At 66.1% G+C, this 26597-nt stretch carries 29 protein-coding genes; 16 read left to right on the plus strand and 13 right to left on the minus strand.

Translation table 11 applies throughout. From position 1 onward, the window contains the following. Positions 1-3 precede the first annotated feature (3 nt). On the minus strand, positions 4-930 hold the full coding sequence (locus tag QX048_RS30740) for a quinoprotein relay system zinc metallohydrolase 2 (protein WP_315825189.1): 927 nt from the start codon (positions 928-930) through the stop codon (positions 4-6). 161 nt (positions 931-1091) lie between these two features. On the opposite strand from QX048_RS30740, the gene QX048_RS30745 reads away from it, so the two are divergent. Beyond that, positions 1092-1967 (plus strand): substrate-binding domain-containing protein, encoded by an 876-nt coding sequence (locus QX048_RS30745; RefSeq protein WP_315825188.1) that lies wholly within the window; start codon positions 1092-1094, stop codon positions 1965-1967. Continuing rightward, a complete protein-coding gene (locus QX048_RS30750) occupies positions 1964-2524 on the plus strand; it encodes a PQQ-dependent catabolism-associated CXXCW motif protein (protein WP_315713190.1) in 561 nt (186 codons plus the stop codon). Before QX048_RS30745 ends, QX048_RS30750 begins: the two co-directional genes overlap by 4 nt. A gap of 32 nt (positions 2525-2556) precedes the next feature. Here the strand turns inward: QX048_RS30750 and QX048_RS30755 are convergent, their stop codons facing one another. The 5 genes from QX048_RS30755 to QX048_RS30775 form a co-directional block, all read right to left on the minus strand. Then, on the minus strand, positions 2557-3168 hold the full coding sequence (locus QX048_RS30755; RefSeq protein WP_315825187.1) for a hypothetical protein: 612 nt from the start codon (positions 3166-3168) through the stop codon (positions 2557-2559). Further along, a complete protein-coding gene (locus QX048_RS30760; RefSeq protein WP_315825186.1) occupies positions 3165-4019 on the minus strand; it encodes an ABC transporter permease in 855 nt (284 codons plus the stop codon). Before QX048_RS30760 ends, QX048_RS30755 begins: the two co-directional genes overlap by 4 nt. Beyond that, entirely contained in the window at positions 4016-4831 is an 816-nt protein-coding gene (locus QX048_RS30765; protein WP_315825185.1) for an ABC transporter ATP-binding protein, read from the minus strand. Before QX048_RS30765 ends, QX048_RS30760 begins: the two co-directional genes overlap by 4 nt. Beyond that, the gene (locus tag QX048_RS30770) at positions 4828-5760 is read right to left on the minus strand and encodes a YVTN family beta-propeller repeat protein (RefSeq protein ID WP_316191423.1); all 933 of its coding nucleotides are present in this window, start codon (positions 5758-5760) and stop codon (positions 4828-4830) included. Before QX048_RS30770 ends, QX048_RS30765 begins: the two co-directional genes overlap by 4 nt. Before the next feature lie 158 nt (positions 5761-5918). After that, on the minus strand, positions 5919-7127 hold the full coding sequence (locus tag QX048_RS30775) for an ABC transporter substrate-binding protein (RefSeq protein WP_315825183.1): 1209 nt from the start codon (positions 7125-7127) through the stop codon (positions 5919-5921). A gap of 142 nt (positions 7128-7269) precedes the next feature. Here QX048_RS30775 and QX048_RS30780 point away from each other — a divergent pair, with 142 nt between their 5' ends. Continuing rightward, a complete protein-coding gene (locus QX048_RS30780; RefSeq protein ID WP_315752900.1) occupies positions 7270-7749 on the plus strand; it encodes a DUF3280 domain-containing protein in 480 nt (159 codons plus the stop codon). A 649-nt stretch (positions 7750-8398) separates the two neighbouring features. Here QX048_RS30780 and fghA read toward each other — a convergent pair. Together fghA and QX048_RS30790 are read right to left on the minus strand one after the other, a co-directional pair. After that, positions 8399-9244 carry an S-formylglutathione hydrolase gene (gene fghA / locus QX048_RS30785; protein ID WP_315752820.1) on the minus strand — a complete coding sequence of 282 codons (846 nt, stop codon included), beginning with the start codon at positions 9242-9244 and terminating at the stop codon, positions 8399-8401. Positions 9245-9329: 85 nt separating this feature from the next. After that, the gene (locus QX048_RS30790; protein WP_315713180.1) at positions 9330-9950 is read right to left on the minus strand and encodes a response regulator transcription factor; all 621 of its coding nucleotides are present in this window, start codon (positions 9948-9950) and stop codon (positions 9330-9332) included. A gap of 154 nt (positions 9951-10104) precedes the next feature. On the opposite strand from QX048_RS30790, the gene QX048_RS30795 reads away from it, so the two are divergent. The 4 genes from QX048_RS30795 to QX048_RS30810 all read left to right on the plus strand — a co-directional run bounded on the left by QX048_RS30795 (position 10105) and on the right by QX048_RS30810 (position 12419). Continuing rightward, positions 10105-11451 carry an ATP-binding protein gene (locus QX048_RS30795; RefSeq protein ID WP_315825182.1) on the plus strand — a complete coding sequence of 449 codons (1347 nt, stop codon included), beginning with the start codon at positions 10105-10107 and terminating at the stop codon, positions 11449-11451. 103 nt (positions 11452-11554) lie between these two features. Next, on the plus strand, positions 11555-11911 hold the full coding sequence (locus tag QX048_RS30800; protein ID WP_315825181.1) for a hypothetical protein: 357 nt from the start codon (positions 11555-11557) through the stop codon (positions 11909-11911). A 137-nt stretch (positions 11912-12048) separates the two neighbouring features. Next, positions 12049-12237 carry a DUF2934 domain-containing protein gene (locus QX048_RS30805; protein WP_315713177.1) on the plus strand — a complete coding sequence of 63 codons (189 nt, stop codon included), beginning with the start codon at positions 12049-12051 and terminating at the stop codon, positions 12235-12237. A 26-nt stretch (positions 12238-12263) separates the two neighbouring features. Then, positions 12264-12419 carry a hypothetical protein gene (locus QX048_RS30810; protein ID WP_008961662.1) on the plus strand — a complete coding sequence of 52 codons (156 nt, stop codon included), beginning with the start codon at positions 12264-12266 and terminating at the stop codon, positions 12417-12419. A gap of 229 nt (positions 12420-12648) precedes the next feature. Here QX048_RS30810 and QX048_RS30815 read toward each other — a convergent pair whose 3' ends face one another. After that, positions 12649-12819 carry a hypothetical protein gene (locus tag QX048_RS30815; RefSeq protein ID WP_315713176.1) on the minus strand — a complete coding sequence of 57 codons (171 nt, stop codon included), beginning with the start codon at positions 12817-12819 and terminating at the stop codon, positions 12649-12651. A gap of 135 nt (positions 12820-12954) precedes the next feature. On the opposite strand from QX048_RS30815, the gene QX048_RS30820 reads away from it, so the two are divergent. Then, positions 12955-13815: an SDR family oxidoreductase gene (locus tag QX048_RS30820; RefSeq protein WP_315825180.1), complete on the plus strand. Its 861-nt coding sequence runs from the start codon at positions 12955-12957 to the stop codon at positions 13813-13815. A gap of 81 nt (positions 13816-13896) precedes the next feature. Here QX048_RS30820 and QX048_RS30825 read toward each other — a convergent pair whose 3' ends face one another. Then, the gene (locus QX048_RS30825; protein WP_315752825.1) at positions 13897-14139 is read right to left on the minus strand and encodes a bacterioferritin-associated ferredoxin; all 243 of its coding nucleotides are present in this window, start codon (positions 14137-14139) and stop codon (positions 13897-13899) included. A 65-nt stretch (positions 14140-14204) separates the two neighbouring features. Next, a complete protein-coding gene (locus QX048_RS30830; protein WP_315825179.1) occupies positions 14205-15059 on the minus strand; it encodes a xanthine dehydrogenase in 855 nt (284 codons plus the stop codon). A gap of 397 nt (positions 15060-15456) precedes the next feature. Here QX048_RS30830 and QX048_RS30835 point away from each other — a divergent pair, with 397 nt between their 5' ends. The 7 genes from QX048_RS30835 (at position 15457) to QX048_RS30865 (ending at position 24064) form a co-directional block, all read left to right on the plus strand. Further along, a complete protein-coding gene (locus tag QX048_RS30835) occupies positions 15457-16305 on the plus strand; it encodes an SDR family oxidoreductase (protein ID WP_315825462.1) in 849 nt (282 codons plus the stop codon). A gap of 422 nt (positions 16306-16727) precedes the next feature. Further along, positions 16728-18467, plus strand: a complete 1740-nt coding sequence (nifA, locus tag QX048_RS30840) for a nif-specific transcriptional activator NifA (RefSeq protein ID WP_315752828.1) — start codon at positions 16728-16730, stop codon at positions 18465-18467. Between the two features lie 459 nt (positions 18468-18926). Beyond that, the gene (locus QX048_RS30845; RefSeq protein WP_008961670.1) at positions 18927-19121 is read left to right on the plus strand and encodes a 4Fe-4S dicluster domain-containing protein; all 195 of its coding nucleotides are present in this window, start codon (positions 18927-18929) and stop codon (positions 19119-19121) included. Positions 19122-19159: 38 nt separating this feature from the next. Further along, positions 19160-20680, plus strand: a complete 1521-nt coding sequence (gene sufB / locus QX048_RS30850; RefSeq protein WP_315768880.1) for a Fe-S cluster assembly protein SufB — start codon at positions 19160-19162, stop codon at positions 20678-20680. A gap of 37 nt (positions 20681-20717) precedes the next feature. Then, on the plus strand, positions 20718-21479 hold the full coding sequence (gene sufC / locus QX048_RS30855) for a Fe-S cluster assembly ATPase SufC (RefSeq protein ID WP_315768878.1): 762 nt from the start codon (positions 20718-20720) through the stop codon (positions 21477-21479). A gap of 14 nt (positions 21480-21493) precedes the next feature. Further along, the gene (sufD, locus tag QX048_RS30860; protein WP_316200826.1) at positions 21494-22819 is read left to right on the plus strand and encodes a Fe-S cluster assembly protein SufD; all 1326 of its coding nucleotides are present in this window, start codon (positions 21494-21496) and stop codon (positions 22817-22819) included. A gap of 3 nt (positions 22820-22822) precedes the next feature. Continuing rightward, positions 22823-24064 (plus strand): cysteine desulfurase, encoded by a 1242-nt coding sequence (locus QX048_RS30865; protein ID WP_316200827.1) that lies wholly within the window; start codon positions 22823-22825, stop codon positions 24062-24064. A 269-nt stretch (positions 24065-24333) separates the two neighbouring features. On the opposite strand, the gene QX048_RS30870 is transcribed toward QX048_RS30865, so the two are convergent. Continuing rightward, positions 24334-24795: a SufE family protein gene (locus QX048_RS30870; RefSeq protein ID WP_316200828.1), complete on the minus strand. Its 462-nt coding sequence runs from the start codon at positions 24793-24795 to the stop codon at positions 24334-24336. Between the two features lie 46 nt (positions 24796-24841). Next, positions 24842-25234 (minus strand): response regulator, encoded by a 393-nt coding sequence (locus tag QX048_RS30875; protein WP_315713161.1) that lies wholly within the window; start codon positions 25232-25234, stop codon positions 24842-24844. Positions 25235-25683: 449 nt separating this feature from the next. Between QX048_RS30875 and nifH the strand changes: the two genes are divergently transcribed. Continuing rightward, positions 25684-26571 carry a nitrogenase iron protein gene (nifH, locus tag QX048_RS30880; protein WP_315713086.1) on the plus strand — a complete coding sequence of 296 codons (888 nt, stop codon included), beginning with the start codon at positions 25684-25686 and terminating at the stop codon, positions 26569-26571. Positions 26572-26597: the final 26 nt, after the last annotated feature.

Consider the following 26597-nt stretch of genomic DNA (forward strand, 5'->3'; position numbering starts at 1 on the left):
CCCTCATTCCCATTCCATTTCCGAGAATGCCGCCGTTGCGTTGCGGGCATTGTAGTCGTCGAACAGCTCCCATTTGCCGCGCTCCGATCCCGCGGCCCCAGCGGCGTCCGCGATCGGCCTGCCTGCCTTGATCAGCCCGCGAACGTCGTGGGCCAATGTATCGAGGTAGCGACGCTCGTCACTGAGCGCCAGTGGCCACGGGCTGACAGGGCCATGGCCGGGAACGACGCGCTCGGCCGGGATGGTCGCGAGCGCGGCCATGTCGGCGATCCAGCCGCGCAGGCTGCCATCCATCACCGGGATGTGACGCAGGAATACGAGATCGCCGGCGAACAAGGTCCGGCTGCGGTCATCATAGACGGACAGGTCGCAGTCGCTATGAGCGGTACTCCAGGCCTTGAGCGTGAGGGTACGGCCGCCGAGGTCGAGCATCATCTCGTCGTCCACGAGGATCGACGGGGGGACGAGACGGACCTCGTCGATCAGCTCGGCGCCCATCAGGCGCCGGAACGCCTCGATGTAGTGCGGTCCGCGCATTGCAAGCGCGCGCGGCAGGTTCTTGGCGCCGACGAAGCGCGTGCCGTCGCCCTCGAATGCCGCGTTGCCGAATGCGTGATCCGGATGGGCGTGAGTGTTGATGACGTAGCGCACGGGCTTGGCGGTACGGGCGCGGACCGCTGCCAGCAGCGCGCGGCCTTCGCGGACGCTGCCGCCGGTGTCGATCACGGCGACCGCGTCGTTGCCGACGATGAAACCGACATTGGCGATGGCGCCCTCGTTCGCCGCGTTCATCAGCGCGGTCTGGCCGATGTGAACGAACACGCCGGGCGCGATCTCGCTGACCTCGAGTTCCGGCGGCATGGCAAGAGCGCCGCTGCCGAGCGCCAGCGCCCCCCAGGCAGTGATCGCGATGATCAGTTGTCTCACCATCGGCTTGCCTTGCTCGCGTGAGAGGTGTGCGTCAGGCGATGGACGTTGCGGTGCAGCAATGGGTCAACTCTTCGCGATGACGGCGGCTGTTGCACCGGAGCGGCCGGCGGCCTAGCATTTTCAAAAATACCGCGATGCGTTCGATAGGGATGGAAATACGGATGACGAAGCGTCACAACCTTGCCTGCTCGCTGGCCGTTGCCGCGGGGCTCACTCTGCTCGGACCGGCCACCGCTTTCGCGCAGAGCAATGATGGCCTGGACCTGTCGATCGAGCTGGTCGATCCCAAGGTGCTCAGGGTCTGCGCCGATCCGCGCAACCTGCCGTTCTCGAACGAGAAGGGCGACGGCTTCGAGAACAAGCTGGCCGAGCTCTTTGCCGCCAAGCTGCACAAGAAGGTCGACTATACATTCTTTCCGCAGGCCACCGGATTCGTGCGCATGACGCTGGGCTCGCACCGTTGCGACGTGATCATGGGCTTTCCCCAAGGGGACGACCTGGTGCAGAGCACCAGTCCCTATTACCGGACGGCCTATGCGATCGTGACCAAGCCGGGCTCCGATCTTGCCGATGTGACGACGCTGGAGGATGCCAAGCTCAAGGGCAGGCACATCGGCATCGTGGCGGGCACGCCGCCGGCAACCAACATGGCGCTGGCCGGGCTGATGCCGACCGCAAAGCCCTATCCGCTGATGATCGACACCCGCGTCGATTCCTCGGCAGAGGCGATGATCAACGATCTGAAGTCCGGCGAGATCGATGCCGGCGTGCTGTGGGGGCCGATGGCCGGCTACTATGCCAAGCAGGCGAGCCCGCAACTGCATGTCACGCCGCTGGTGAAGGAGACCAGCGGGCCGAAGCTGATCTATCGCATCGCCATGGGTGTCCGTGGCGCGGACCAGAACTGGCGCCGTCAGCTCAACAAGCTGATCCAGGAGAACCAGGGGGAGATCAACAAGATCCTGCTGGACTTCGGGGTGCCGCTGCTGGACGAGAGCAATCATCTGATCACCGCCGAGGCTGCGGCGAAGCCATGATCGGTCGGCTCAGCGCTGCGGCATTGGCAGGCGTGCTGCTGATCGCCGTGGCGGTGCGGGCCGATGATCTCGTGCCGGAGCCGGACAGCTATCGCACCGAGAACTATCGCGCGCCGGTGCCGACGACCCTGAGCGGGGCGCGCGTGCTGTCGACGCGGGAGACCGAGGCGATCTGGCGCGCGAAGTCCGCCGTCTTCGTCGATGTGTTGCCGCGGCCGCCCAAGCCGAAGAACCTGCCGGCCGGCACGGTGTGGCGCGAGCAGCCGCGCCTGGACATTCCCGGCAGCATCTGGCTGCCCGACACCGGCTACGGGGTGCTGGCGCCCCAGACCGAGGACTATCTGAAGCGCGGCCTTGCCCGCGCTTCCGAGGGCGATTTGAGTCGTCTGCTCGTGTTCTACTGCCTCGAGGACTGCTGGATGTCGTGGAATGCCGCCAAGCGCGCGCTGACCTATGGCTACCGCAATGTCGCGTGGTATCCGGACGGGACCGACGCCTGGAGCCGCGCCGACCTGCCGCTGCAGCAGACGCAGCCCGAGCCGCGGCCTGAGGAGTGAGCGGAGAGGGCGGCGGTAGCGCATCAAATCAGCTACTCCATGTCCTGCTGGATCTCGCGCGCCAGGGCGAACAGGCGCTGGTCGATCGCGGTCGGGACCTCGCAGACGAACTTCATCACGCGACGCCGGTCCTCGAAGATGCGCGTCTCCCAGTTCAACTGGTTGGTCATCTCCTCGACCTTGGCCTGATCCGGGTTGGGGCCGCTGTGCATCTCCTGCAGGGCGATGGTGTCGCCGCGCACCTTGTCGACGGCCTCGCGCTGCTTGCGCATGACGCGCTCGAGGCCGTTCATCACCGATGTCCGCTGCGCGTTCAGCGTGTCGAACAGCCCGGCGAACAGCAGCTTGCCCTTGCGTATCTTCTCCTCGGCCGTACCGGTGAGAAAATCGGCGATGTCCTTCTGGGCCTGCTCCAGCGGGATACGGCGCGCGGCAAGCTTGGCGACGAGCTCGGCCACCTTCGCATCCTCCTTCCAGCTCGCGCCGACATCGTCGATCGGCGGGCCGGACCACACGGCGGCGATCGAGATCTCCGGCACCTTGGCCTGCGGGCAGGGCCAATCCGGATAGCGCGGATCGGCGGCCTGCGCAGCACCTGCCGACGCAGCGATGGCGACGGCCGCCAGTGTCGTTCTGAACCTCATGCCTCGCCTCCGGGACCGCGCCTGACAAACCCCCGCGACGGATCGTAGGCCAGGATCGCGCCGATCATGAAGACGGCGGTGCAGCCGCCGACCACCGCGAGCGAAACCCAGTTCAGCTTGCCATATAGCGCGAAGCGGATGAGCTCGACCGCGTGGGTGAAGGGATTGGCTTCGCAGAGATAAGCCAGCCAGGGACTGCCTTCCTCGACCCGCCAGAGCGGGTAGAGCGCCGATGAGGCGAAGAACATCGGGAAGATCACGAAGTTCATGACGCCGGCGAAATTCTCGAGCTGCTTGATGCCGGAGGAAATCAGCATGCCCAGCGCGCCGAGCATCAGGCCGGACAGGATCAGCGCCGGCAGCACCGTCAGATAGCCCATCGGCGGCGGGGTGATGTCCCAGAACCAGGCGATGGCGAGAAACGCATAGACTTGCAGCACCGAGACGGCGGTGCCGGCGAGCAGCTTGCAGAACAGCAGATAGCCGCGCGGCAGCGGGCTCACCAGCAAGGTGCGCATGTTGCCCATCTCGCGGTCGTAGACCATCGACAGCGACGACTGCATGCCGTTGAACAACTGGATCATCGCCATCAGGCCGGGCGCGATATAGACCTCGTAGGGGATATAGGTCTCGTAGGGCGGGATGATCGAGATGCCCAGCACCTGGCGGAAGCCGGCGGCGAAGATGAACAGCCAGACCAGCGGCCGTACCAGCGCCGAGACGAAGCGCTCGCGCTGATGCAGGAAGCGCAGGCCCTCGCGCCAGACGATGCCGGTGAGGCAGGTGATGTATTCGCCGGCCGAAAAGCCGCTGCGTGTGGGTGTGGGCGCGTGCACGGTGGTGACGGTCATGGCTCGGAGCTCCGCGCCGGACTGGCCTGGGTCGTCAGCCGCGCGAACGCCGCGTTGACGTCGGTCGCACCGGCCTCGGCGATGACCTGCGGGACGGGCCCGCGCGCCAGCACGCGGCCCTGATGCAGCACCACGAGATCGTCGGTCGCCGCGATCTCGTCGAACAGATGCGTCGCCCAGAGCACGCCGATGCCCTGCTCGGCGACGAGCTGACGGACATGGCCGACGATGTCGGCGCGGGCCTTGACGTCGAGGCCGACGGTGGCCTCGTCGAGCAGCAAGAGGCGCGGCCGGTGCAGCAGGGCGCGAGCAATCTCCAGCCGGCGCATCTGGCCGCCGGAGAGGTCGCGCACCTTGCTGCCGGCGCGGTCGGCGAGGCCGATGCGCGCCAGCAGCTCCTCGCTGCGCGCGCGGGCCTCGCGGCGCGAGATGCCGTGCAGCGCGGCGTGGTAGAGCAGGTTCTGCGTCAGCGACAGATCGAGATCGAGCGTGCGCGGCTGGAACACGACGCCGAGCAGCCGCAGCGCCTCGCCCGGCGTGCGGCCGATGTCATGGCCGAAAATGCCGATCTGGCCGGTCTGCACCGCGAACAGCCGCGTGATGAGCGAGAACAGCGTGCTCTTGCCGGCGCCGTTGAGACCGAGCAGGGCGGTGAAGCTCGCGGGCCGGACGGCGAAGCTGACGTCGTTGAGCGCCTTGCGTGCGCCGTAGGAATGGCTGACGCCGGCGACCGACAGCGCCGGCACCTGGTCGGAGGCCGGCTGCGGGGTGGCGCCTGTGGCGTCGAGAGCGGGTGCGTTCTGCGTCGTCATGGTTGTGCAATCGTGATGCCCCAGGGCAGCTCGCCGACCTGGATGGTCTTGATCACCTTCTGCGCGGCGACATCGATCACCGAGACATCGTTGGAGACGCCGTTGGTGACCAGAAGATATTTCTCATCCGGCGTGAACTCCATGTGCCAGACGCGCTGGCCGACCAGGAGATATTTCTTCACCTCGTGGGTGGTGCCGTCGACGATGGCGACGCGATTGGCGGGGCCGAGCGCGACGAAGCCGGTCTTGCCGTCCTTGGTCAGGGCGATTCCGACCGGCTGGATCGCCTCGCTGCGCAGGCCGGGCACGGCGAACTTGATCTTGCCGGTGACCTCGCGCTTGGCGGGGTCGATGATCGAGACGGTGCCGCCAATCTCGGCCGAGACCCACAGCTCCGAGCCGTCGCTCTTGAACTCGGCAAAGCGCGGCCGCGCATCGACCAGCACGTTGGCGACGATCTTGCGGGTCGCCGTGTCGATGAAATGCGCCATGTTGGTGGTTTCGGAGGTGCAGATCAGGATCTTGCCGTCCGGACTGAGCATCATGCCCTCCGGCTCGACGCCGACCTGGACGTCGCCGATGCGGACGCGCTTCTCGAGGTCGAGCACCGTGACCGTGTTGTCGTTCTCGTTGGCGACATAGAGCGTCTTGCCGGCGGCGTCCTGCGCGAACAATTCGGGATCGGGGCCGGAGGGCAGGGTATCCACCACCTCCATCTTCTTGGCATCGATCACCTGGATGGTGTCGTCGTCGCCGACTGCCACCATCACGAACTTGCCGTCGCGCGTGAACGCGATCCCGCGCGGCCGCTGGCCGACCTTGATGGTCTTGGTGACCGTCCAGGTGTCGGTGTCGATGACGGAGACGGTGTTGCCCTTCTCGTTGGAGACGAAGGCGACGTAGGCGGAGGCGGGGGCTGCATGGGCCATGACGAGTGCGGCGATGAGCAGGCTGACTGCTGTGCCGAAGCGCTTGCAAAGCTGCGATCGCCCTTCGGGACGCGCGTGTGCGGAAGGCTCCACACCAGCACGCATGTCGGCCCGGCATGTCGGACTAGGCATTCTCATCAGCATGGTTCGATCCGACATCATTGCAGCTTGCACTTGGTTTCGGGGCGGTCGACACCGAGGGTGTCGAGTTCGGAGACCTGGTGCAGGAAGCCCTCCTGCGGCGAGACCGAGACGATCATGCGGCCGTCGGCCAGAAGGATCGGCTGGCGCAATTGCAGGTTCCAGTCGCGCAGGGAGAGGCGGGTGCCCTTGAAGGCGGCGATGGTGAAGTTCGGGCCCTTGAGGTAGTCGGCCATCGTCTTGGCGTCGCCGGAGTTGGTGCGCGAGGCGGCCTCGCCGACCATGCGCACGGCCATCCAGGCCTGCATGTCCAAGGCGTGCATGCGGCGCGAGGCGAGCTTCATGAAGCGGTTCTGCAACTGCGTCGCCCCCCACTGGTCCTGCGCCGGATCCCAGCTCGTCGGCCGCAGGCCGGCGGAGCCCGCGACCGGGCGCGGATCCCAGGTGCGGTAGGGCAGATAGTTGGCGAACACCTCGCTCTCGTCGGCGGTGACCAGCACGTCATAGGCCGGCGCCTTCTGCGTGAACACCGGCATCTGGCGCTGGATCAAGGTCACGCCGCTGTCGGTGCGGCGCGCGCCGCCGGTGTCCTCGAAGGTCCGCTCCTCGACGATCTTGGCGCCGAAGCGGGTGGCGGCGCGGCGCAGCGCGTCGGCGAACAGTCTGTCGTTGTCGTGCGAGCCGGTGACGAGCAGCCAGCGCTTCCACTGCTTCCAGACCAGATATTGCGCCAGGCCGTCGGCGAGCATCGAGCGCGTCGGTGCGACATGGATGACGTTGGCGCGGCAGTCCTGCTCACGCAGGCGGTCGTCGGTGGCGCCGACATTGAGCAGGGTGACGCCGCGGCCCCGCAACGCATCTGCGACCTTCAGCACCGCATCCGCCGGCAGGTCCACGAGGACGAATCCCGTCTTGCCGGCGAGCTCATTGGCGGCCTGCGCGGCGTCCTCGTCATCCTTGACGCGGCGGTCGATCAAAGTGAAGCGCTGGTTGAGGAACTTGCCGGTGGTGTTGTTGTCCTCGATCGCGAGCCTCGCGCCGGCCACGCCATCATCGGCCGCAGGCTGGTCGAGCGGCGACAAGGTCTGCGGCACGCTCGCGCGGCCGAGATAGCCGATCGCGATGTCGACCGGATCCGCCGCGCTGGCGGCAATTGCGGCGGCGATGAGGCCGATCGCGCCCATCAGAGATCGGGCCAGAACTCCCAGGACCACACGTCCTCCCATTGTTCCCTCGTCCTTGTCCGGCGAGGTTTCGTCTTGCAAGATGAACGAATTGGCCTAGCTTTCAACCCCACTTTTGGCCGCTGTCGCGTCATTTCGGATCACGACCTTGAAACCTGCCGTTCTCCCCGCGTTCCTGATCCTGATGTCTGCGACATCAGTGCATGCCGAGCCGACCAAGGTGGCGGTGTTCGACTTCGAGCTGATCGACACGAGCCTGCAGGGCGAGGTGCAGGGCCCGCGCCAGGACGAGCAGAACAGGCTGGCGCATGCGGCGGAGCAACTGCGCGCGGCGCTGCAGGACTCCGGACGTTTTCGCGTGCTCGACATCGCTCCCGTCAACGATGCGGCGCACCACAGCAATCTGCAGGCTTGCGGCGGCTGCGACGTCAAGCTCGCGGGCGACATCGGCGCCGATCTCGCCATCACCGGGACGGTGCAGAAGGTCTCCAATCTCATCCTCAACATGAACATCTATCTGCGCGACGTTCACACCGGCAAGCCGGTCGCGGCGATGACTGCGGATATGCGCGGCAACACCGACGAATCCTGGACGCGCACCATGGCTTGGCTGGTCCGCAACCGCCTGCTGGCGCCGAACTACGGTGCGCCGCAGGCGCAGTAGCCGACGAGATATGACGGTGCATTCTCGCGGCGGATGACGCCCGAGCTTTGCGTGCCGGTCGCCCCTTGGAAAACAAGAGGCGCAGGGAAGGCCGGGAGCCTGCCGCCCCCATGGCCCGCCTGCGACAAGAAATGCAGGCGGCAGGTACCACAGGTTCGGCTGGGACATCCCGGCCCTCCCTGCGCGGATGGTCTTAACGGTTGCTTCGCGTTCTCCCCGGTGCGCCGGGCGTTCTGGTCACCGTGCGCGACGACAGGCTGTGAGCGCGCCGCCGCGGAGGCATCGGCATCGGGATGCCAGGACCACGCGACTTGGCCGTACGCCGTGACGCGTTCGTCCGCACGCTCTCACGGGGCATGTGATGCCCTGAGCATGCTGCGCGCCGCCGGCGTCCACCGCATCCCACCTCCACGTTCGTGACGACCGCGATACGCCCTCTCGACGAGGCGGGATGGCGCTAAACAATCACGATTTCCGGAAAAACGAAAGTGAAATTTTTGTTGCCGCCGGGCTGGATACTGGGATCGCCTTGTGGCGCCGAGCGAAATCCCCGTCGTCGCGCACGTGGAATCCGGGCACCGGGCACGACAAGATCGCCTCGACGGGCGCGTCATCGCACCCGTCGGGCAAATCACGTCCGCGGCTGATATCAGCGTGCGAGCCGCGCCGCGTGCCAGCGCAGATGATCGGCCATATAGGTCGAGATGAAGTAGTAGCTGTGGTCGTAGCCCTCCTGCTTGCGCAGCAGCAGCGGGATGTGGGCCTTGTCGCAGGCCGCCTTGAGCAGCTCCGGGCGCAACTGCTGCGTCAGGAACTGATCGGCGGTGCCGACATCGACCAGCAGGTCGGAGACGCGCGCGCCGTCCTCGATCAGCGCCACCGCGTCGTGCTTGCGCCACGCCGCCTTGTCGGCGCCGAGATAGCCGCCCAAGGCCTTCTCGCCCCACGGCACCTGCGAGGGCGCGACGATCGGCGAGAACGCGCTGGCCGCGCGGTAGCGGTCCGGGTTGCGCAGCGCCACCGTGAGCGCGCCATGGCCGCCCATCGAGTGGCCCATCACCGACTGGCGGCGCGGATCGACCGGGAAGTTCGCCGCGACCACGCTCGGCAGCTCCTCGGTGACGTAGCTCCACATCCGGTAGTTCTTCGCGAACGGCGCCTCGGTCGCGTCGACATAGAAGCCGGCACCGAGGCCGAAATCATAGGCATTGTTGGGATCGCCCGGCACGCCGTCGCCGCGCGGCGAGGTGTCGGGCGCCACGAAGACCAGGCCGAGCTCGGCGCAGGCGGCACGAAACTCGCCCTTCTCGGTGACGTTGGCGTGGGTGCAGGTCAGGCCGGAGAGATACCAGACGACCGGCAGCTTCGCGCCGTCGGCATGCGGCGGCACGAACACCGAGAACGTCATCTCGGTCTTGGTCTCCTGGCTGGCGTGGCGGTAGACGCCCTGGACGCCGCCATGGGACTTGTTCTGGGAGACGGTCGTGAGGGTCATGGGATCACCTGTTCGGCAATGATGTCGGGCCGCTGGCGCGCGTGCCGCCAACGCGTGTCAGGCTGCGTCGTTCAATCGGGACGAGTCAAGCGACGCCGTTCTCGATCGCCAAACGCACCAACTCGCCGGATGTTCGCACGCCGAGCTTCTGGCGGATGATCGAGGAGGTGTTGGCGACGGTCTTGTAGGACGAGTGGATCAGCCAGGCAATCTCCGACAGGCTCTTGCCGGCGCTGAGCAGGCGAAGGATCTCGAGCTCCCGCGAGGTCAGTTTCGCCAGCGGGCTCTGCGCGACCGCGGCGCCCGCGAAGGCGATGCTGCGCGCGATCGCAGGCGGCAGATAGCTGCCGCCGCGGGCGACCTCGCGGATCGCCTCGGCGAGATCGTTCGGATCACCGCTCTTCGAGACGTAGCCCTTGGCGCCGATGTCGATGGCGCGCGCGGCGAACACCGGATCGTCGTTCATGCTGAACATGATCAGCCGGGCATTGGCATCGTGGGCGAGGATGCGCCGCGCGAGCTCGAAGCCGGAGACGGTCGGCAGGTTGATGTCGACGACGCAGACGTCCGGCCGGCGCGCGATGAAGCTGGCTTCGCCGCTCTCGGCATCGGCGGCTTCGAGCAGCTCGAGGTCCGGATCGGTCGAGAGCAGGGCCCGGCAGCCTGATGCCACAATGGGATGGTCATCGACGATCAGTACGCGCATGGCCTTGGGGTCCCGGACTTCCAACTCGCGTCATTGTTGCGATGCATCATGGATGCATGCTGCGCGATATTGCATGATGTTGCAATTAGATCGCCGGCGGATTTGTCTGTCAATGTGAGTGCGCATGAAACACGGTGGCCGTGAGGCGGAGAGAATGTGGCAGAATTGGTCGTTGCGGACCCGCATCAACGTGCTGCTGGCGCTGCTGCTGACGCTGGGCCTCGCCATCAACATCGGCCGTCTCGTGCTGGAGGCGGCGCCGCGCGTGCTGGCGGAGGACCAGAGCGTCATCCGCCTGACGCGGGCCTTTGTCGAGACCATCATGGACGAGGTCAACGACGCGCCGGATCCGAGCGCGCGCCTCGATCGGATCGTCGGCGATCTCCGACAGCTTCGTCACGTCAGCGTGAGACGGCAGGGCATGCCGGTGCAGACCCCGCCCTCTCCGGGCGTCGGCCGCGCGGCGCCGGCATGGTTCATCGCACTGGTGCATCCCGACAAGACCTCGGTGAGCATGCCGGTCATCGTCGCGGGGCGGAGCGAAACGCTGGTGATCACGTCGCACCCCGACGACGAGATCGCGGAAATCTGGGACGGCATCGTCACCCAGCTCGTCGTCGGCTCGCTGGTCGGGCTGGCGCTGTTTGCGATCACCATGCTCGTGGTCGGTCGCGCGCTGGCGCCGCTTTCGGATCTGTCGGACGCGATGAGCCAGATCGAGGCCGGCGCCTACGATACCCGCGTCAAGCCGGGCGGCGCGCCCGAGCTCGCGGCGCTCTGCGCCAAGCTCAACCATCTCGCCGGCGCGCTCGGTGAGGCGGTGGAGGAGAAGCGCCGCCTGGCCGAGCGCACGGTGTCGCTGCAGGACCACGAGCGCAAGGAGATCGCGCGCGAGCTGCACGACGAGTTCGGGCCGCATCTGTTCGCGCTGCGCGCCCATGCCAGCGCGCTGATGCGATTGCCGGACGCTGCGACGCTCGACGTCGCGGCGATGCGCCGGCACGGCCAGGCGATCCTCGACCAGGTCAACGCCGTGCAGCAGTTCAACCGCCGCATCCTCGAGCGGCTGCGGCCCGTCGGTCTCGCCGAGCTGGGCCTGCGCGAAGCGCTCGGCGCATTGGTGCGGCTGTGGCGGGAGTCGCGGCCCGAGGTCGCGATCGAGACCAGGTTCACCGACACGGTCGCGCGCAGCAATGAGACGGCGGAGCTGACGATCTACCGGGTGGTGCAGGAAGCGCTGACCAACGTGTTCCGCCACGCCGAGGCCACCACGGTCGACGTCACCATCGAGCCGCTGCAGCAGACCACGGCCGGTCATCGCCGCAGCTACACGCGGGTGCGCGTCCGCGACGACGGCCGCGGGTTCAGCCCGGAGCACAAGCTCGGATTCGGCCTCACCGGCATGCGCGAGCGGCTGCTGGCGCTCGGCGGCACCCTCACGGTGGCTTCTACCGGCACGGGCGTCACGATCGAGGCCATGGTGCCGGCGGATGCAGCGTGAGCCGTGGGCTAGGAACCAACGATCGGACGGCGCATTCAACGAGCTACTTGCGATGGGCGTGAGCCGCAATCCGGAGCACGCGCCGGCAGCTCGCGGTGATCAGATGTCCAGAACCTTGCCTATGCTGAGCGGCGCAGCCTTGCTGGCCGCGCTGTCGTTCCACAATGCCGTCGCGCGTGACGACGGCCGCTACGCCAACTCGCCACTCAAGGGCTGGTTCGACAGCCTCAGAAGCGGTCGCGGCCCGTGCTGTTCGGACGCCGACGGCTTCGCGGTGTCCGATCCGGATTGGGACCTCGAAGGCACGCATTACCGGGTGCGGCTCGACGGTCAATGGATCGTCGTGCCGGACGATGCCGTCATCACGGAGCCCAACCGTGCCGGGCGCACCATGGTGTGGCCGATCAAGGGATCGCTCGGCACTTCCATCCGCTGCTTCATGCCGGGCAATCTGAGCTGAAGAGGCGGTGCGCCGCGTTCTCTCGCCGCGCCGCTGCGGCGGATCGCCCGTGCGCGCCGTGCCTTGGAACTTCGTCTCGTTCGGATGATTGCCACGCAAGGTCACGCCGCCGACGCAGCCTCATGCGAGGGAGAACCATGGACCGGACCAGCGACACTGAACTTCAGGAGAGGATTCGCAGGCGCGCTCACCAGCTCTGGGAGCAGGCCGGCCGGCCTGACGGCCGCGAGGATGAGTTCTGGTATCAGGCCGAGCGTGAGATCGGCGAGATGAGCGAGCTTCACGACGAGGCGACGGCGCCGCCGCCGACGATCCTGCCGGGGTGAGTGCGAGCAGAAAAAAGGACGAACTGATGAGCAAGGAAACGCCGAAGGACGATCCGCGCCAGGAAAGCGACTGGGGCTCGATGAAGCAGACCGACAAGCCCTGGGCCGAGAAGCCCGAGAAGGAGCAGCGCTCGGAAGCGGCGAAGGACCTCGAGAAGTGGGGCGAGAGCAAAACGCATTGAGGTGGGCGGAGGTGGCCGCTCTCGCGCGATCGATGAACTCCGGCAGTGTCGAGGAAGGCCTCGTTCAACCCGGCCGTCGTTGCGAGCCGCAGCGCTGCCTCTCTCTGCCCTTCAAGGGAAGGAGGGAGGGGCCGGCCGCAGCCGGGACCATGGTCCGTATCGCCTCAGCAAGGATGAGATGAACAACGCCGAGATGAAGGCGTCTCTCCGTTGACGGGGACCCGTGCCGTCACGCGGTGTGACCCGGATCGACATCATCCGGCGTCTTCTTGTCGCGCTGCGGCGTCATCTTCGCCGGATCCTTCGCGCCCGGCACGCCGCGCGGGCCGAGCTGATCGCGCTGGATGTCGTCCTCCGAGCGGTCGGGCTCGCGTCCGTTGATGGGGAGGTCTTTTGCCATCGCCTGATCCTCTCGCTGTTCGCATCAGGGCAATGCGCGCGGTGTGCTCACGTTCCGCGCGATCCGCGCGCCGCGGCGGCAGGAACGCCGCCCCGGCGCTGCGATTGAAGCTGCAGCAACCTGCAGGAGATCAAGATGTCCGATCATCATCCCAAACCGCCGTTTCCGCCGCAGTCACAGGCCATGCCGGGAACGACCGCGGCGATGCAGCCGCGGCCCGACCATGGCGAGGCCAGCTACAAGGGCTCGGGAAAACTGACCGGCAAGAAGGCCGTCATCACCGGCGGCGACAGCGGCATCGGCCGTGCGGTCGCGATCGCCTATGCGCGCGAGGGCGCCGACATCCTGATCGCCTACCTGCAGGAGCACGATGATGCCAGGGAGGTGAAAGCGCTGGTCGAGAAGGAGGGCCGCAAGGCGGTGCTGATGCCCGGCGACATCCAGGACCCCGCGCATTGCAGGGCCATCATCCGGCGCGCCGTCGATGAGCTCGGTGGCGTCGACATTCTCGTCAACAACGCCGCCCATCAGGCGACGTTCAGCGACGTCGGCGACATCTCGGACGAAGAATGGGAGATGACGTTCCGCACCAACATCCATGCGATGTTCTATCTCGCCAAGGCGGCCGTGCCGCATATGAAGCCGGGGAGCGCGATCGTCAACACGGCCTCGGTCAATTCCGACATGCCCAATCCGACGCTGCTCGCCTACGCCACCACCAAGGGCGCGATCCAGAACTTCACCGCGGGTCTCGCCCAGATGCTGGCCGATAAGGGCATCCGCGCCAACGCGGTGGCGCCTGGTCCGATCTGGACGCCATTGATCCCCTCGACCATGCCGGAGGAAAAGGTGAAGACGTTTGGCCAGCAGGTGCCGATGAAGCGCCCCGGCCAGCCGGCCGAGCTGGCCACCGCCTATGTGATGCTCGCCGATCCCCTGTCGAGCTACACGTCGGGGACGACGGTCGCCGTCACCGGCGGCAAGCCGGTCATCTGAGGACCAGTGCACATCGTCTGCTGTCGCATTTGTCCGACATCCGACAAGTCCGTGCGTCGGCACGTCATACGCATGCCGGTGCTACGCGGCGGACATCATCGCGCACGGCGCGGGCTCGGCCTGCACCGGCCACACCGCCGCAGCGGCCGTATCACCCTGTCGCTCGTCGAGAATCCGCTTCACCGAGCGCGAGCAGAGGCCGCATTGGACCGTGCAGCCGAGACAATCATACACTTGCGCCGGCGAGCCGAAGACGATGTCGGCCGCCGTGACGATGTCGCGAATGGCCGTGTCGCTGATGACGTTGCAGGAACAGATGATCATGGCTGTTGCTCGCTCCTGCAAACGATAAGCAACCGGGATGCCAAGGTCGGCGCGCACGGCGCGGGCTAGTCAGAATCGTTCGAAGCGACCTGATGCGCGGGCACGCTTGCGGTCGTCCCGATGCGGTTCGCGGCGTGCAGCCGTATTGCGGCCAACGTCGCCTGGGCGAGCGCCTGTCCCTGCGCATCGATCCCGGTCCACTGCGCATGACGGCCGCGGGCATCGATCTCGGCGAGCGCGACGCCGGCCGGCACGTCGCTGCCGTCGCGGACGATGCCGCGCAGGATGCCGTCATAGGGGGCCGTGACCGGTGCGCCGGAGAGATGGCCGATCACGAAGCCCTTGTAGATGCGCGTGCCGATCTCGATCGGGGTATGCCATCGGCCCTCATGCGGCGAATGCACCAGGCGCTCGACACCGACGAGCGCGCCGACTTCATCCGCTGCCAGCGTCCAGCCCTCGCGCACGATCTGGCCGAGCCGGCCCGGCCGGGTCTCGATTGCGATATCGCAATTGGCTGATGGCGAGAAGCCCGGACCGATGCCGATCGAGAGCCGCGTCATGCCGCGCAAATTCGGGGTCACCGCGCGCCGCTGCATCCGCGCGTCGATCAGGACGTCGATGGTACGGACCGGCAGGAGATCGAGCAACCCGAGTGGAGTGACAAGGACGTGCCGGGGATTGCCGAGCGCCTTGAACACCTCCATCGTGCTCTCGATGCGCTCGCCCGTCACGTTCTCGATGCGGACCGTGTCGCCGAACAGGGCGTCGTGAAACGCCATCTTACGGCGCATGACCGGCGGATTGGGATCATGCGACAGCACCACGCAGAAGCCCGCACGATGCAGATGCACGCCGATCGCCGACGCGACATCGTTGGTCCCGAGGACCACGGCGAAGCGCACTGCATTCGTCCCCATGTCCTGGTCCATACGGTGTTGGCGTCTCGTGGCTGTCGGTCGTGCGACTGACAAGCGGTCTTCCAGTTCGAATGATCAGATCCGTCGAGCAAGAGTTGGACCATCAGGCATCGTTCTGAAAACGATCGCTCTGTGAAGGTCCTGCAAAGGACGCGGCACAAAAGCCGACGCTGGATGTGTCCAGAACCCGCCAATCTGTCGCGAACCCGACAGGAAAAGCTGCTTTGCCCGCCGTTTTCGCTGGCCCGGAATCTGCACAACCGGCGCATGGCGATACCCCTGGTATTTCCGATCGTTACGGAGCCTGCGCCCAGATCACGTCTGAGGTAAAGGCAGCAGCCGAAGCTTGGCAGCCGGCGTCCTGGTGGCGTTGCGGCGCAGGATCAGGACGGATGAGGTGAGCCTCGATCTCGACCAGGACGTCCGCGAACCCGTCATGGAGGCGGCTCAGACCATCGCGGCGTGCCCGTTCCATCGAGACGTGGCGGCCGCCGAGCGGCCCGCGCGCGCCGAGCAGAAAACGCTCGTGCTGACCGGCGGCTCGCGCGGCATCGGTCATGCGACCGCAAAGCTTTTCTCCGACGCCGGCTGGCGCATCATCACCTGCTCGCGCCAGCCGTTCGACGGCGGCCGCTGTCCGTGGGACGCCGGTCCCGACAACCACGTCCAGGTCGATCTCAGCGATCGCAAGGCGATCCCGCGTGCGATTGCCGACATCAAGCAGCGGCTCGACGGCGCGCCGCTGCATGCCTTGATCAACAATGCGGCGATCTCGCCGAAGGCCGAGGACGGTGGCCGGCTGGATTCGCTCGCGACCTCGGTCGAGACCTGGATGACCGTCTTTCACGTCAACTTTCTCGGACCGATCCTGCTCGCGCGCGGGCTGTTCGAGGAGCTGAAGCGCGGGCAGGGCGCGGTCGTCAACGTGACGTCGATCGTCGGCACCCGCGTCCATCCGTTTGCGGGCACTGCCTATGCGACCTCGAAGGCGGCGCTCGCCTGCCTGACCCGCGAGATGGCGCACGATTTCGCGCCGCATGGCATCCGCGTCAACGCCATCGCCCCAGGCGAGATCAAGACCGAGATGGTGTCGCCGGAGACCGAGGCGCGGTTCTCGCCGCTGATTCCGATGCGCCGGATCGGCGCGCCGGAAGAGGTCGCCAAGGTGCTGTTCTTCCTGTGCTCGGATGCGGCGAGCTACGTGACCGGCGAGGAGATTCAGATCAATGGGGGGCAGCACCTCTAGGTTGATCACCGCCGCGCGCGGCCGACACGCGGATGTGAACGCGTCATGCCTTGGCTGGCCGCAAGGAGACGAGCGGCGGGCCGCAAGTGGAAAGTTGGTGTTCAGGTGTCGTCCGTTGCGATCCGGTCGCAAACAGGCCGGCGGATGCGCAGCTATCAGGTGTCGAGTAGACAACGCGAAATCGTCAGGCGCACCGTTTTGCCGCCCGTGCGGACGTGCAATGCACGCATCGCGACGGGTGTAAACTAATTTGTTAACATCATGAAAGCCTGCAGCTTTTCTGGCCTGTCCGTTGCACACTACTTCTGCGGCAATGCAGCAAAGTTAGGCACGACAATCATCTGCAGTTAAGGGAGGATGTTAGAACACCTACAATCACGGGCGGCTTCACCAAGGCGTTCGTGACGATCAGAGAAGCGACCATGGTCCAAACGGAAACACGTCAGGTCGAAGCTCAGGACGTCAGGTCCAACGCCGTGCCGATCCCGCTCAGCGAGATCGCGCTGACCGGAATTTTCGAAATCTCGAAAATCCTCGCCGCGCCGACGCGGCTGGAGATCACCCTCGCCAACGTCGTCAACCTGCTGCAGTCCTTCATGCAGATGCGCCACGGCGTGGTGTCGCTGCTCGCCGATGACGGCATTCCCGATCTCGCAGTCGGGGCCGGGTGGAGCGAAGGCAGCGATCAGCGCTATCGCGAACGTCTGCCGCAGAAGGCGATCGACCAGATCGTCGCCACCGCCGTGCCGCTGATCGCGGAGAACGTCGCCGATCATCCCGCCTTCAGCGCCGCCGACGCGGTCACGCTCGGCGCCTGCGCCGACACCCGCGTCTCCTTCCTCGGCGTTCCCATCCGCATCGACCAGCGCGTCGTCGGCACGCTGACGATCGACCGTGTCTGGGACGGCCGCGCCGTGTTCCGGCTCGATTCCGACGTCCGCTTTCTGACCATGGTCGCCAACCTGATCGGCCAGACCATCAAGCTTCATCGGGTCGTCGCGCGGGACCGCGAGCGGCTGATGGCGGAAAGCCACCGGCTGCAGAAGGAGCTGTCGGAGCTGAAGCCGGCGCCGAAGGATCGCAAGAAGGTGCTGGTCGACGGCATCGTCGGCGACAGCCCGGCGCTGCGCGCACTGTTGGAAAAGATCAACGTCGTCGCCAAGTCGAATGCGCCGGTGCTGTTGCGGGGCGAATCCGGCACCGGCAAGGAGCTGGTGGCGAAGGCGATCCATGAACTGTCCAATCGCGCGAAGCGGCCGTTCATCAAGATCAACTGCGCCGCATTGCCGGAGACGGTGCTGGAGTCGGAGCTGTTCGGCCACGAGAAGGGCGCCTTCACCGGTGCGATCAACGCGCGCAAAGGCCGCTTCGAGCTGGCCGACAAGGGCACCTTGTTCCTCGACGAGATCGGCGAGATCTCGCCGGCGTTCCAGGCCAAGCTCTTGCGGGTGTTGCAGGAGCAGGAGTTCGAGCGCGTCGGCGGCAACCAGACCATCAAGGTCGATGTCCGCATCGTCACCGCCACCAACCGCAACCTCGAGGAGGCGGTGTCGCGCAACGAGTTCCGCGCCGACCTCTACTACCGGATCAGCGTGGTGCCCATCAAACTGCCGCCGCTGCGCGAGCGTCGCAGCGACATTCCGCAGCTGGCGCGCGAGTTCCTGCGCCGCTTCAATTGCGAGAACGAGCGCGATCTGACGTTCGACGTCAGCGCGATCGAGGTGCTGATGCATTGCGGCTTCCCCGGCAACGTGCGCGAGCTGGAGAACTGCGTGCAACGGACCGCGACCATGGCGACGGGCTCGGCGATCGGTATGGACGACTTCGCCTGCAGCCGCAACGAGTGCATGTCGGCGATCCTGTGGAAGGGCAACACGGTGACCCCGCCGCCGCCGCGCGGCCAGCCGATCGTGCCGCTGCCGATCCTGCCGCGGACCTCGGCGCCGGTCGAGGCTCCCGTCGAGTTGCCGGCGATCGATGCCGATGACGGCGAGTATTCCGATAGTTCGGAGGGCGGCGCCGTGCCGGAGCGCGACCGAATCGTGCAGGCGATGGAGCGGTCCGGCTGGGTCCAGGCCAAGGCCGCCCGCCTGCTCGGCCTCACGCCGCGTCAGATCGGCTACGCGCTGAAGAAGCACAACATCGAGGTCAAGCGGTTCTGAGCGGCGCGGCTTGATGGGATCGAAGGGCGCGCAGTAGCGCGCCCTTCTTCGTTTGGACTTTGACGCTCCGGCGTTGCCCCAATCTCCTCCGTCATTCCGGGGCGACGCACGCGCGAAGCGCGACGAGCCGGAATCCATTTCGCCGCGCGATCTGCCGCACGGTGGATTCCGGGCTCGTGCTGCGCACGCCCCGGAATGACGGAGGAGCGACCTGGGTCACGACCGGCGTTCGCGCGCGAGGTGACATCGGACAATTGCGCAGTGAGACCTCGACTCCGACGACACGCTGCTCCCGCCCTGTCGCACTTGCGACATGCTGTCGGGAGAGCGACAGCTCGCCGCGACCTGCGACGTTTAGAATCCTCCTTAGAAATCAACCAAATGCTCTCTGGCACGGCGCTTGAAAGATATCGCGCGAATGACATCGCTCGATGTCGCACGGATCGCGGGGAGCTGCACATGGCCTACAAGATCATCGCCTCACAATGCACGGTCTGCGGGGCCTGCGAGTTCGAGTGCCCGAATGCGGCCATTCGGCTCAAGAACGACATGTACATCATCGATCCGAAGAAGTGCACGGAGTGCGAGGGCCACTTCGATGCGCCGCAATGCGCCGCCGTCTGTCCGGTGCCGGACACCTGCGTCCCCGCTTGACGCGGGCCGCGGCGGAAACATTGCAAGCGGAGTGAGAGATGGCAGCGGTTCAGGAGACCATTGATCGGGTCAAGGGCATCGACGTCGATCAATATCGCTACGGGTTCGAGACCGTCATCGAATCCGAGAAGGCTCCGAAGGGGCTGTCGGAAGACACCATCCGCTTCATCTCGGCCAAGAAGAACGAGCCGGCCTGGATGCTGGAATGGCGGCTGGAGGCGTATCGCCGCTGGCTGACCATGACGGAGCCGAGCTGGGCGCGTGTCGGATACCCGAAGATCGACTATCAGGATCTCTATTACTACGCGGCGCCGAAGCCGAAGAAGAAGGTGGCCTCGCTCGACGAGATCGACCCGGAGATCCTCAAGACCTACGAGAAGCTCGGCATTCCCCTGCGCGAGGTCGAGATCCTCGAAGGCGTCGAGCGCCCGGCTGGAGGCGCGGAAGCCGACGCCGATGGCGAGGCGGCCACGCCGCGCAGCAAGATCGCGGTCGATGCCGTGTTCGATTCGGTCTCGGTGGCGACGACCTTCAAGGAGGAGCTGAAGAAGGCCGGCGTGATCTTCATGCCAATCTCCGAGGCGCTGCGCGAGCATCCGGACCTGGTGCAGAAATATCTCGGAACGGTCGTGCCGACGACCGACAATTATTTCGCGACGCTGAACTCGGCGGTGTTCTCGGACGGCTCGTTCGTCTACATCCCGCCGGGCGTCCGCTGCCCGATGGAGCTGTCCACGTATTTCCGCATCAACGAGCGCAACACCGGCCAGTTCGAGCGGACGCTGATCATCGCCGACAAGGGCGCCTACGTCTCCTATCTCGAAGGCTGCACGGCACCCCAGCGCGACGAGAACCAGCTGCACGCCGCCGTCGTCGAGCTGGTCGCGCTGGATGATGCCGAGATCAAGTACTCGACGGTGCAGAACTGGTACCCTGGCAATTCGGAGGGCGTCGGCGGCATCTACAATTTCGTCACCAAGCGCGGCGACTGCCGCGGCACCAATTCGAAGATCTCCTGGACCCAGGTCGAGACCGGCTCCGCGATTACTTGGAAGTATCCGAGCTGCATCCTGCGCGGCGACAATTCCAGCGGCGAGTTCTACTCGATTGCGATCTCCAACGGCTTCCAGCAGGTCGACAGCGGCACCAAGATGATCCATCTCGGCAAGAACACGTCGAGCCGGATCATCTCCAAGGGCATCGCCGCCGGAAAGTCGCAGAACACCTATCGCGGCCTCGTCAGCGCTCATCGCAAGGCCTCTGGCGCCCGCAACTTCACCGCCTGCGATTCGCTGCTGATCGGCGACAAATGCGGCGCGCACACCGTGCCCTACATCGAGGCCAAGAACTCGTCGGCGGTGTTCGAGCACGAGGCGACGACGTCCAAGATCTCCGAGGACGTGCTGTTCTACTGCATCCAGCGCGGTCTGTCGCAGGAAGAGGCGGTTGGGCTCGTCGTCAACGGCTTCGTCAAGGACGTGCTGCAGCAGCTGCCGATGGAGTTCGCGGTCGAGGCGCAGAAGCTGATCTCGATCTCGCTCGAAGGTTCGGTTGGATGACGGCGTCGCGCGGCAACAACATCACAAGGAGTGTTCGATGACGGCCTTGCTCGAAATCAAGGGGCTCCATGCCGAGATCTCCGGGGGGCGCAAGATCATCCAGGGCCTGGACCTGACCGTGAACAAGGGCGAGATCCACGCCATCATGGGGCCGAACGGTGCCGGCAAGTCGACGCTGTCCTACGTGCTCGCCGGCAAGCCCGGCTACGAGGTCACCGCCGGTGAGGTCTATCTCAACGGCGAGGACCTCTTGGCAATGGAGGCCGATGAGCGCGCCGCCAAGGGCGTGTTCCTGGCGTTCCAATATCCGCTGGAGATCCCGGGTGTCGCGACCTTGACGTTCCTGCGGGCCGCCTTCAACGCCCAGCGCAAGGCGCGCGGCGAAGAGGAGCTGTCGTCGCCGGATCTTATCAAGCGCGTGCGCGAGATCGCCAAGACGCTCAACATTGACGCCGACATGCTGAAGCGGCCGCTCAATGTCGGCTTCTCCGGCGGCGAGAAGAAGCGCAACGAGACCCTGCAGATGGCGCTGCTGCAGCCCTCGCTCTGCGTGCTCGACGAGACTGACTCCGGTCTCGACATCGACGCCCTGAAGGTCGTCGCCAGCGGCGTCAATGCGCTGCGCTCGGCCGAGCGGGGCATGATCGTCATCACCCACTATCAGCGGCTGCTCGACTACATCGTGCCCGACATCGTTCACGTCTTCGCGGCGGGCCGCATCGTCCGCACCGGGACCGCGGACCTCGCGCGCGAGCTCGAGGCGACCGGTTACGCCCAGTATCAGAGCGAAGCGGCGTAGGGCGGAGCATGAGCATGGGCGTCGCGATCCGCAAGACCAAGGCCGAGCTCGGGCTGGCCGATCTGTACCAGGGCGCCCGCCGTTATCTGCCGGGCGGCGAGGAGATCACGGCGGTGCGCGCCGCCGCTTTTGACCGCTTCAACGCGGTCGGCCTGCCGCATCGGCGCGTCGAGGCCTGGCGCTACACCGATCTGCGCACGCAGATGAAGGAGGCCAAGCGGCTGGCCTCACTGCCCGATGACGCCGCCAAGACCAAGGCGCGCGAGGCGAGCGACCTGTTCGCGGGCACCGGCTTCCGCAAGCTGATGATCGTTGACGGTGCCTTCGTGCCCGAGCTGTCCGACCTCGCCGATCTCGAGCCCGGCCTCACCATCCAGCCGATGGCCGACGCGCTCGCGGCCGACAAGCCGCTGCTGTCGCAGCGGCTCGGTCCGGTCGTGCCGGACGACGATCCGGCGCTGGCGCTCAACACCGCGCTGGCTGCCAATGGCGTCGTGATCCTGGTGGCGCCGGGCACGGCGCTGAGCCGGCCAATCCACGTCGCGTTCGTCACGACGAACTGGGTCGCAACCTCGATGTACACGCGGTCGCTGGTCAATATCGGAACTGGGGCCAGCGCCACCATCGTCGAGTCGCATCAGGGGCCCGACGGCAGCGAATATCAGGTCAACACCGCGATGCAGCTCGTCGTCGGCGACGAGGCGCGGATCGACCATGTCAAGGTGACCCGGGAGGGCAACAGCGCGCTGCACGTCTCCTCGCTGCTCGCGAATATCGGCGCGCGAGCGACCTTCAATCAGCTCGGCTTCGTCGCCGGCGGCAGCCTTGTGCGCAATCAGCTGTTCGTGCACATCGCGGGTGAGGGCACTGTTGCGGATATCCGCGGCGGAACGCTGCTGTCGGGCACCCAGCATGCCGACACGACGCTCGCGATCGAGCATGCCGCGGAAAACTGCCAGAGCCGCGAGACCTTCAAGGCCGTCGTCGGCGACACCGCGCGCGCGGTGTTCCAGGGCAAGATCACGGTCAGCCCCGGCGCGCAGAAGACCGACGCCAAGATGATGTCACGGGCGCTGCTGTTGTCCGACGAGGCCGAAGCCGACAGCAAGCCGGAGCTCGAGATCTTCGCCGACGACGTGCAGTGCGGCCACGGCACCACGACCGGCGCGATCGACGACGGCCTGCTGTTCTATCTGATGGCGCGCGGCATTCCGCCGAAGGAAGCCAAGGCGCTGCTGATCCAGGCCTTCGTCGGCGAGATCATCGAGGGCGCCGCCAATGAGAGCGTGCGGGCGGCGCTGACGGAGGCGATGCTGGGCTGGCTCGGACAACGGGAGTAGGTGATGCATGCAGCGGTGCAGGGAAGCGGCTACGACGTTGGCCGCATCCGCGCGGATTTCCCGATCCTCGGCATGCAGGTCCACGGCAAGCCGCTGGTCTATCTCGACAACGCCGCGTCCGCGCAGAAGCCGCAGGCGGTGCTCGACCGGATGAACCAGGTTTATACGTCCGAATACGCCAACGTGCATCGGGGGCTGCATTATCTCGCGAACGCCGCGACCGAGGCCTATGAGGGCGCCCGCGCCAAGGTCGCGGCGTTCCTCAATGCCGAAAGTCCGGAGCAGATCATCTTCACGCGCGGCGCCACCGAGGCGGTCAATCTGGTGGCGCAGACCTTCGGCCGCGAGCGGATCGGTCCGGGCGACGAGATCGTGCTGTCGATCATGGAGCACCACGCCAACATCATTCCCTGGCATTTCCTCCGGGAGCGCCAGGGCGCGGTGATCAAATGGGCTCCCGTCGACGACGACGGCAACTTCCTGCTCGACGAATTCGAGAAGCTGCTGACGCCGCGCACCAGGATGGTGGCGATGACGCAGATGTCGAACGTGCTCGGCACCGTCGTCCCGGTCAAGAAGGTCATCCGCATCGCGCATGCGCGCGGCATTCCCGTGCTGGTCGACGGTTCGCAGGCGGCCGTGCACATGGAGGTCGACGTTAGCGATCTCGATGCGGATTTCTACTGCATCACCGGCCACAAGATCTACGGCCCCACCGGCATCGGCGCGCTCTACGGCAAGCGCGAGCTGCTGGCAGCGATGCCGCCGTTCAACGGCGGCGGCGAGATGATCCGCGAGGTCTCGCGGGACTGGGTCACCTATGGCGATCCGCCGCACCGCTTCGAGGCGGGCACGCCGCCGATCGTGGAGGCCGCCGGGCTGGGCGCCGCGATCGACTACGTTGCCTCGATCGGCAAGCAGCGCATCGCGGCGCATGAGCATGATCTCGTCACCTACGCCACCGAGCAGCTGCGCGAAATCAACTCGCTGCGCATCATCGGCAACGCCGCCGACAAGGGCGCCATCGTCTCGTTCGAGATGCAGGGCGCCCACGCCCACGACTTCGCCACCGTCATCGACCGCTCCGGCGTCGCGGTCCGCGCCGGCACCCATTGCGCCATGCCGCTGCTGGAGCGTTTTGGCGTCACCGCAACCTGCCGCGCGTCGTTCGCGATGTACAACACGCGCGAAGAGGTGGATGTGCTGGTACGTGCGCTGAAGAAGGCACAGGAGTTTTTCTCTTAAGAGCACTCGCGCCGTCCTGGCAGAGTTCCTACTGACTCGCATCTGGCGAGTCGGAATCGAGCATTCGCCAAGCTGGCGGTGCGCTCCCTCGCGCCGCGTGCGGGAGAGGGTTGGGGTGAGGGGGACTCTCCACACGCACCAGACTTGCGGAGAGTCCCCCTCACCCTGATTGCATCTTCGATGCAATCAGGCCTCTCCCCGCACGCGGGGAGAGGCGAAGACTGAATGTGCCGCGCTTTAGCGGCTTCATCAAAGCAACAAATCAAAACCTATGCCGCCGACGCCAGCGCCGCCTGCGCATCCGCCTTGATGCGGCTGACCATCGAGCGGAAGCCGTTGGAGCGCTGGGGCGTGAGATGCTCGCGCAGGCCCAGCTTCTCGAACAGGGCGATCGGATCGGCGGCGAGAACGTCCGGCGCGGTGCGGCCGGAGACCATCGCCAGGAGGATCGCGACCAGGCCACGCACGATGTGCGCGTCGCTGTCGCCGACGAAATGCAGCACCGGCGCTGCGGCGTCGTGCCGCACGGCGGTGGCGAGCCAGACCTGGCTGGTGCAGCCCTGCACCTTGTTGCCATCATTGCGGTCGATGTCAGACAGCGGCGGCAGGCCGCGGCCGAGCTCGATCACGTAGCGGTAGCGGTCGTCCCAGTCGTCGAGCAGCGCGAAATTCTCGACGATGTCCTCGATGTCCGGTATCCCCGGCGTCGCAGTCTGGGTCGTCCTCAACATCATCCTCTCCTCGTCATCGGCAGATCTCCGTAGATGCGGCGGCCAGCTATGCCGTCATGTCCGGCTCGCTGCCGCGCCGCGCCAGCACGGAATCGACCGCGTGCGTGACGCCGTCGAAGGTGATCGGCTTGGCGATGATGGCTTCCGCGCCCTGCCGTAGGCCGGCCAGCGCGAGCGGCGACCGGGTCGATCCCGCGACCACGATGATGCCGGCCTGATGCATCTTCCGGGCGAGCATGCCGACCGTCTCGGCGCCGTCGTCCTCCAGGATGCTCATCCCGATGAGGACGGCGTCGGGCGAGGTCCGTGCCGCCTTGGTCAAAGCGTCGGCGGTCTCCGCGAAGGTGAAGGTCTCGTGACGCTCACTGAGAATGTAGCCCAGCGCCGAGCGGATCACCTGATCGGCTTCAATGACAAAGACGCGCGCCTTGCTCGCCATCAAAAGTACTCCTGCTGGCCCGTTCGAAAGCGGGTTTGATCTGCATCAAGCAAACTCCGTACCGCCGCTCCTGACCGGCCCCACGCGAGCGCTCCGCGGTGTTCTCTACGGAAGCGCCGCTCGGAGCCGCGGCGGCATGTGTCGTTTCGGACAGCACGGCGCGGGAGCGTCGGGTGAAATCCCCCGATGTCGGATTTGCAACAAGTCCATCCTAGCGCCGAGCTTGGCCGCATCTCTTTCAAAACATGGCCTTTTTAACGATTCCAAAGCTCTGGCACAGCCGTTGCAAAACTGGGCTCAGGCAATGGTTGAGGGCTGAGTGCACGCCGACGCTTCGGACGAGCGATGCTCTCCTTCCCAATAACCCGTCTGCCGGTTCTGGAGAGAGGACGCGGTCTCGCGATGCAAGGCGCATGCGGGACATTGGCAATCGGTTGATGGAGAGCAGAATGTCATCACTTCGACAAATCGCATTCTACGGCAAGGGCGGCATCGGCAAATCGACGACGTCGCAGAACACGCTCGCGGCGCTCGCCGAGATGGGTCATCGGATCCTGATCGTCGGCTGCGACCCCAAGGCGGATTCGACCCGCCTGATCCTGCACGCCAAGGCGCAGGACACGATCCTGAGCCTGGCCGCTGCCGCGGGCAGCGTCGAGGACCTCGAGATCGAGGAGGTCATGAAGGTCGGCTATCGCGACATCCGCTGCGTCGAGTCCGGCGGTCCGGAGCCGGGCGTCGGCTGCGCCGGCCGCGGCGTCATCACCTCGATCAACTTCCTGGAGGAGAACGGCGCCTACGAGGACATCGACTACGTGTCCTACGACGTGCTCGGCGACGTCGTGTGCGGCGGCTTCGCGATGCCGATCCGTGAGAACAAGGCGCAGGAGATCTACATCGTGATGTCCGGCGAGATGATGGCGATGTATGCCGCCAACAACATCTCCAAGGGCATTCTGAAATATGCGAATTCCGGCGGCGTGCGCCTGGGCGGCCTGGTCTGCAACGAGCGTCAGACCGACAAGGAGCTGGAGCTGGCGGAGGCTCTCGCCAAGAAGCTCGGCACCCAGCTGATCTACTTCGTGCCGCGCGACAACATCGTGCAGCACGCCGAGCTGCGCCGCATGACCGTGCTGGAATATGCGCCGGATTCGGTCCAGGCCGGGCACTACCGCTCGCTGGCGCAGAAGATCCACAACAACGGCGGCAAGGGCATCATCCCGACCCCGATCACGATGGACGAGCTCGAGGACATGCTGATGGAGCACGGCATCATGAAGGCCGTCGACGAGACCCAGATCGGAAAGACTGCCGCCGAGCTCGCCGCAACGGCGTAACCGCCACCGGTGCTCCGGCCCTTCAT

The organism is Bradyrhizobium sp. SZCCHNS30572, from assembly GCF_032484415.1.
Classification (GTDB): domain Bacteria; phylum Pseudomonadota; class Alphaproteobacteria; order Rhizobiales; family Xanthobacteraceae; genus Bradyrhizobium.

Excerpts from the sequence above, each read along its gene's own strand:
- QX048_RS30740 (WP_315825189.1), bottom strand. The coding sequence starts at position 930 with ATGGTGAGACAACTGATCATCGCGATCACTGCCTGGGGGGCGCTGGCG.
- QX048_RS30745 (WP_315825188.1), top strand. The coding sequence starts at position 1,092 with ATGACGAAGCGTCACAACCTTGCCTGCTCGCTGGCCGTTGCCGCGGGG.
- QX048_RS30750 (WP_315713190.1), top strand. The coding sequence starts at position 1,964 with ATGATCGGTCGGCTCAGCGCTGCGGCATTGGCAGGCGTGCTGCTGATC.
- QX048_RS30755 (WP_315825187.1), bottom strand. The coding sequence starts at position 3,168 with ATGAGGTTCAGAACGACACTGGCGGCCGTCGCCATCGCTGCGTCGGCA.
- QX048_RS30760 (WP_315825186.1), bottom strand. The coding sequence starts at position 4,019 with ATGACCGTCACCACCGTGCACGCGCCCACACCCACACGCAGCGGCTTT.
- QX048_RS30765 (WP_315825185.1), bottom strand. The coding sequence starts at position 4,831 with ATGACGACGCAGAACGCACCCGCTCTCGACGCCACAGGCGCCACCCCG.
- QX048_RS30770 (WP_316191423.1), bottom strand. The coding sequence starts at position 5,760 with ATGGCCCATGCAGCCCCCGCCTCCGCCTACGTCGCCTTCGTCTCCAAC.
- QX048_RS30775 (WP_315825183.1), bottom strand. The coding sequence starts at position 7,127 with ATGGGAGGACGTGTGGTCCTGGGAGTTCTGGCCCGATCTCTGATGGGC.
- QX048_RS30780 (WP_315752900.1), top strand. The coding sequence starts at position 7,270 with ATGTCTGCGACATCAGTGCATGCCGAGCCGACCAAGGTGGCGGTGTTC.
- fghA (WP_315752820.1), bottom strand. The coding sequence starts at position 9,244 with ATGACCCTCACGACCGTCTCCCAGAACAAGTCCCATGGCGGCGTCCAG.
- QX048_RS30790 (WP_315713180.1), bottom strand. The coding sequence starts at position 9,950 with ATGCGCGTACTGATCGTCGATGACCATCCCATTGTGGCATCAGGCTGC.
- QX048_RS30795 (WP_315825182.1), top strand. The coding sequence starts at position 10,105 with ATGTGGCAGAATTGGTCGTTGCGGACCCGCATCAACGTGCTGCTGGCG.
- QX048_RS30800 (WP_315825181.1), top strand. The coding sequence starts at position 11,555 with ATGTCCAGAACCTTGCCTATGCTGAGCGGCGCAGCCTTGCTGGCCGCG.
- QX048_RS30805 (WP_315713177.1), top strand. The coding sequence starts at position 12,049 with ATGGACCGGACCAGCGACACTGAACTTCAGGAGAGGATTCGCAGGCGC.
- QX048_RS30810 (WP_008961662.1), top strand. The coding sequence starts at position 12,264 with ATGAGCAAGGAAACGCCGAAGGACGATCCGCGCCAGGAAAGCGACTGG.
- QX048_RS30815 (WP_315713176.1), bottom strand. The coding sequence starts at position 12,819 with ATGGCAAAAGACCTCCCCATCAACGGACGCGAGCCCGACCGCTCGGAG.
- QX048_RS30820 (WP_315825180.1), top strand. The coding sequence starts at position 12,955 with ATGTCCGATCATCATCCCAAACCGCCGTTTCCGCCGCAGTCACAGGCC.
- QX048_RS30825 (WP_315752825.1), bottom strand. The coding sequence starts at position 14,139 with ATGATCATCTGTTCCTGCAACGTCATCAGCGACACGGCCATTCGCGAC.
- QX048_RS30830 (WP_315825179.1), bottom strand. The coding sequence starts at position 15,059 with ATGGGGACGAATGCAGTGCGCTTCGCCGTGGTCCTCGGGACCAACGAT.
- nifA (WP_315752828.1), top strand. The coding sequence starts at position 16,728 with ATGGTCCAAACGGAAACACGTCAGGTCGAAGCTCAGGACGTCAGGTCC.
- QX048_RS30845 (WP_008961670.1), top strand. The coding sequence starts at position 18,927 with ATGGCCTACAAGATCATCGCCTCACAATGCACGGTCTGCGGGGCCTGC.
- sufB (WP_315768880.1), top strand. The coding sequence starts at position 19,160 with ATGGCAGCGGTTCAGGAGACCATTGATCGGGTCAAGGGCATCGACGTC.
- sufC (WP_315768878.1), top strand. The coding sequence starts at position 20,718 with ATGACGGCCTTGCTCGAAATCAAGGGGCTCCATGCCGAGATCTCCGGG.
- sufD (WP_316200826.1), top strand. The coding sequence starts at position 21,494 with ATGGGCGTCGCGATCCGCAAGACCAAGGCCGAGCTCGGGCTGGCCGAT.
- QX048_RS30865 (WP_316200827.1), top strand. The coding sequence starts at position 22,823 with ATGCATGCAGCGGTGCAGGGAAGCGGCTACGACGTTGGCCGCATCCGC.
- QX048_RS30870 (WP_316200828.1), bottom strand. The coding sequence starts at position 24,795 with ATGTTGAGGACGACCCAGACTGCGACGCCGGGGATACCGGACATCGAG.
- QX048_RS30875 (WP_315713161.1), bottom strand. The coding sequence starts at position 25,234 with ATGGCGAGCAAGGCGCGCGTCTTTGTCATTGAAGCCGATCAGGTGATC.
- nifH (WP_315713086.1), top strand. The coding sequence starts at position 25,684 with ATGTCATCACTTCGACAAATCGCATTCTACGGCAAGGGCGGCATCGGC.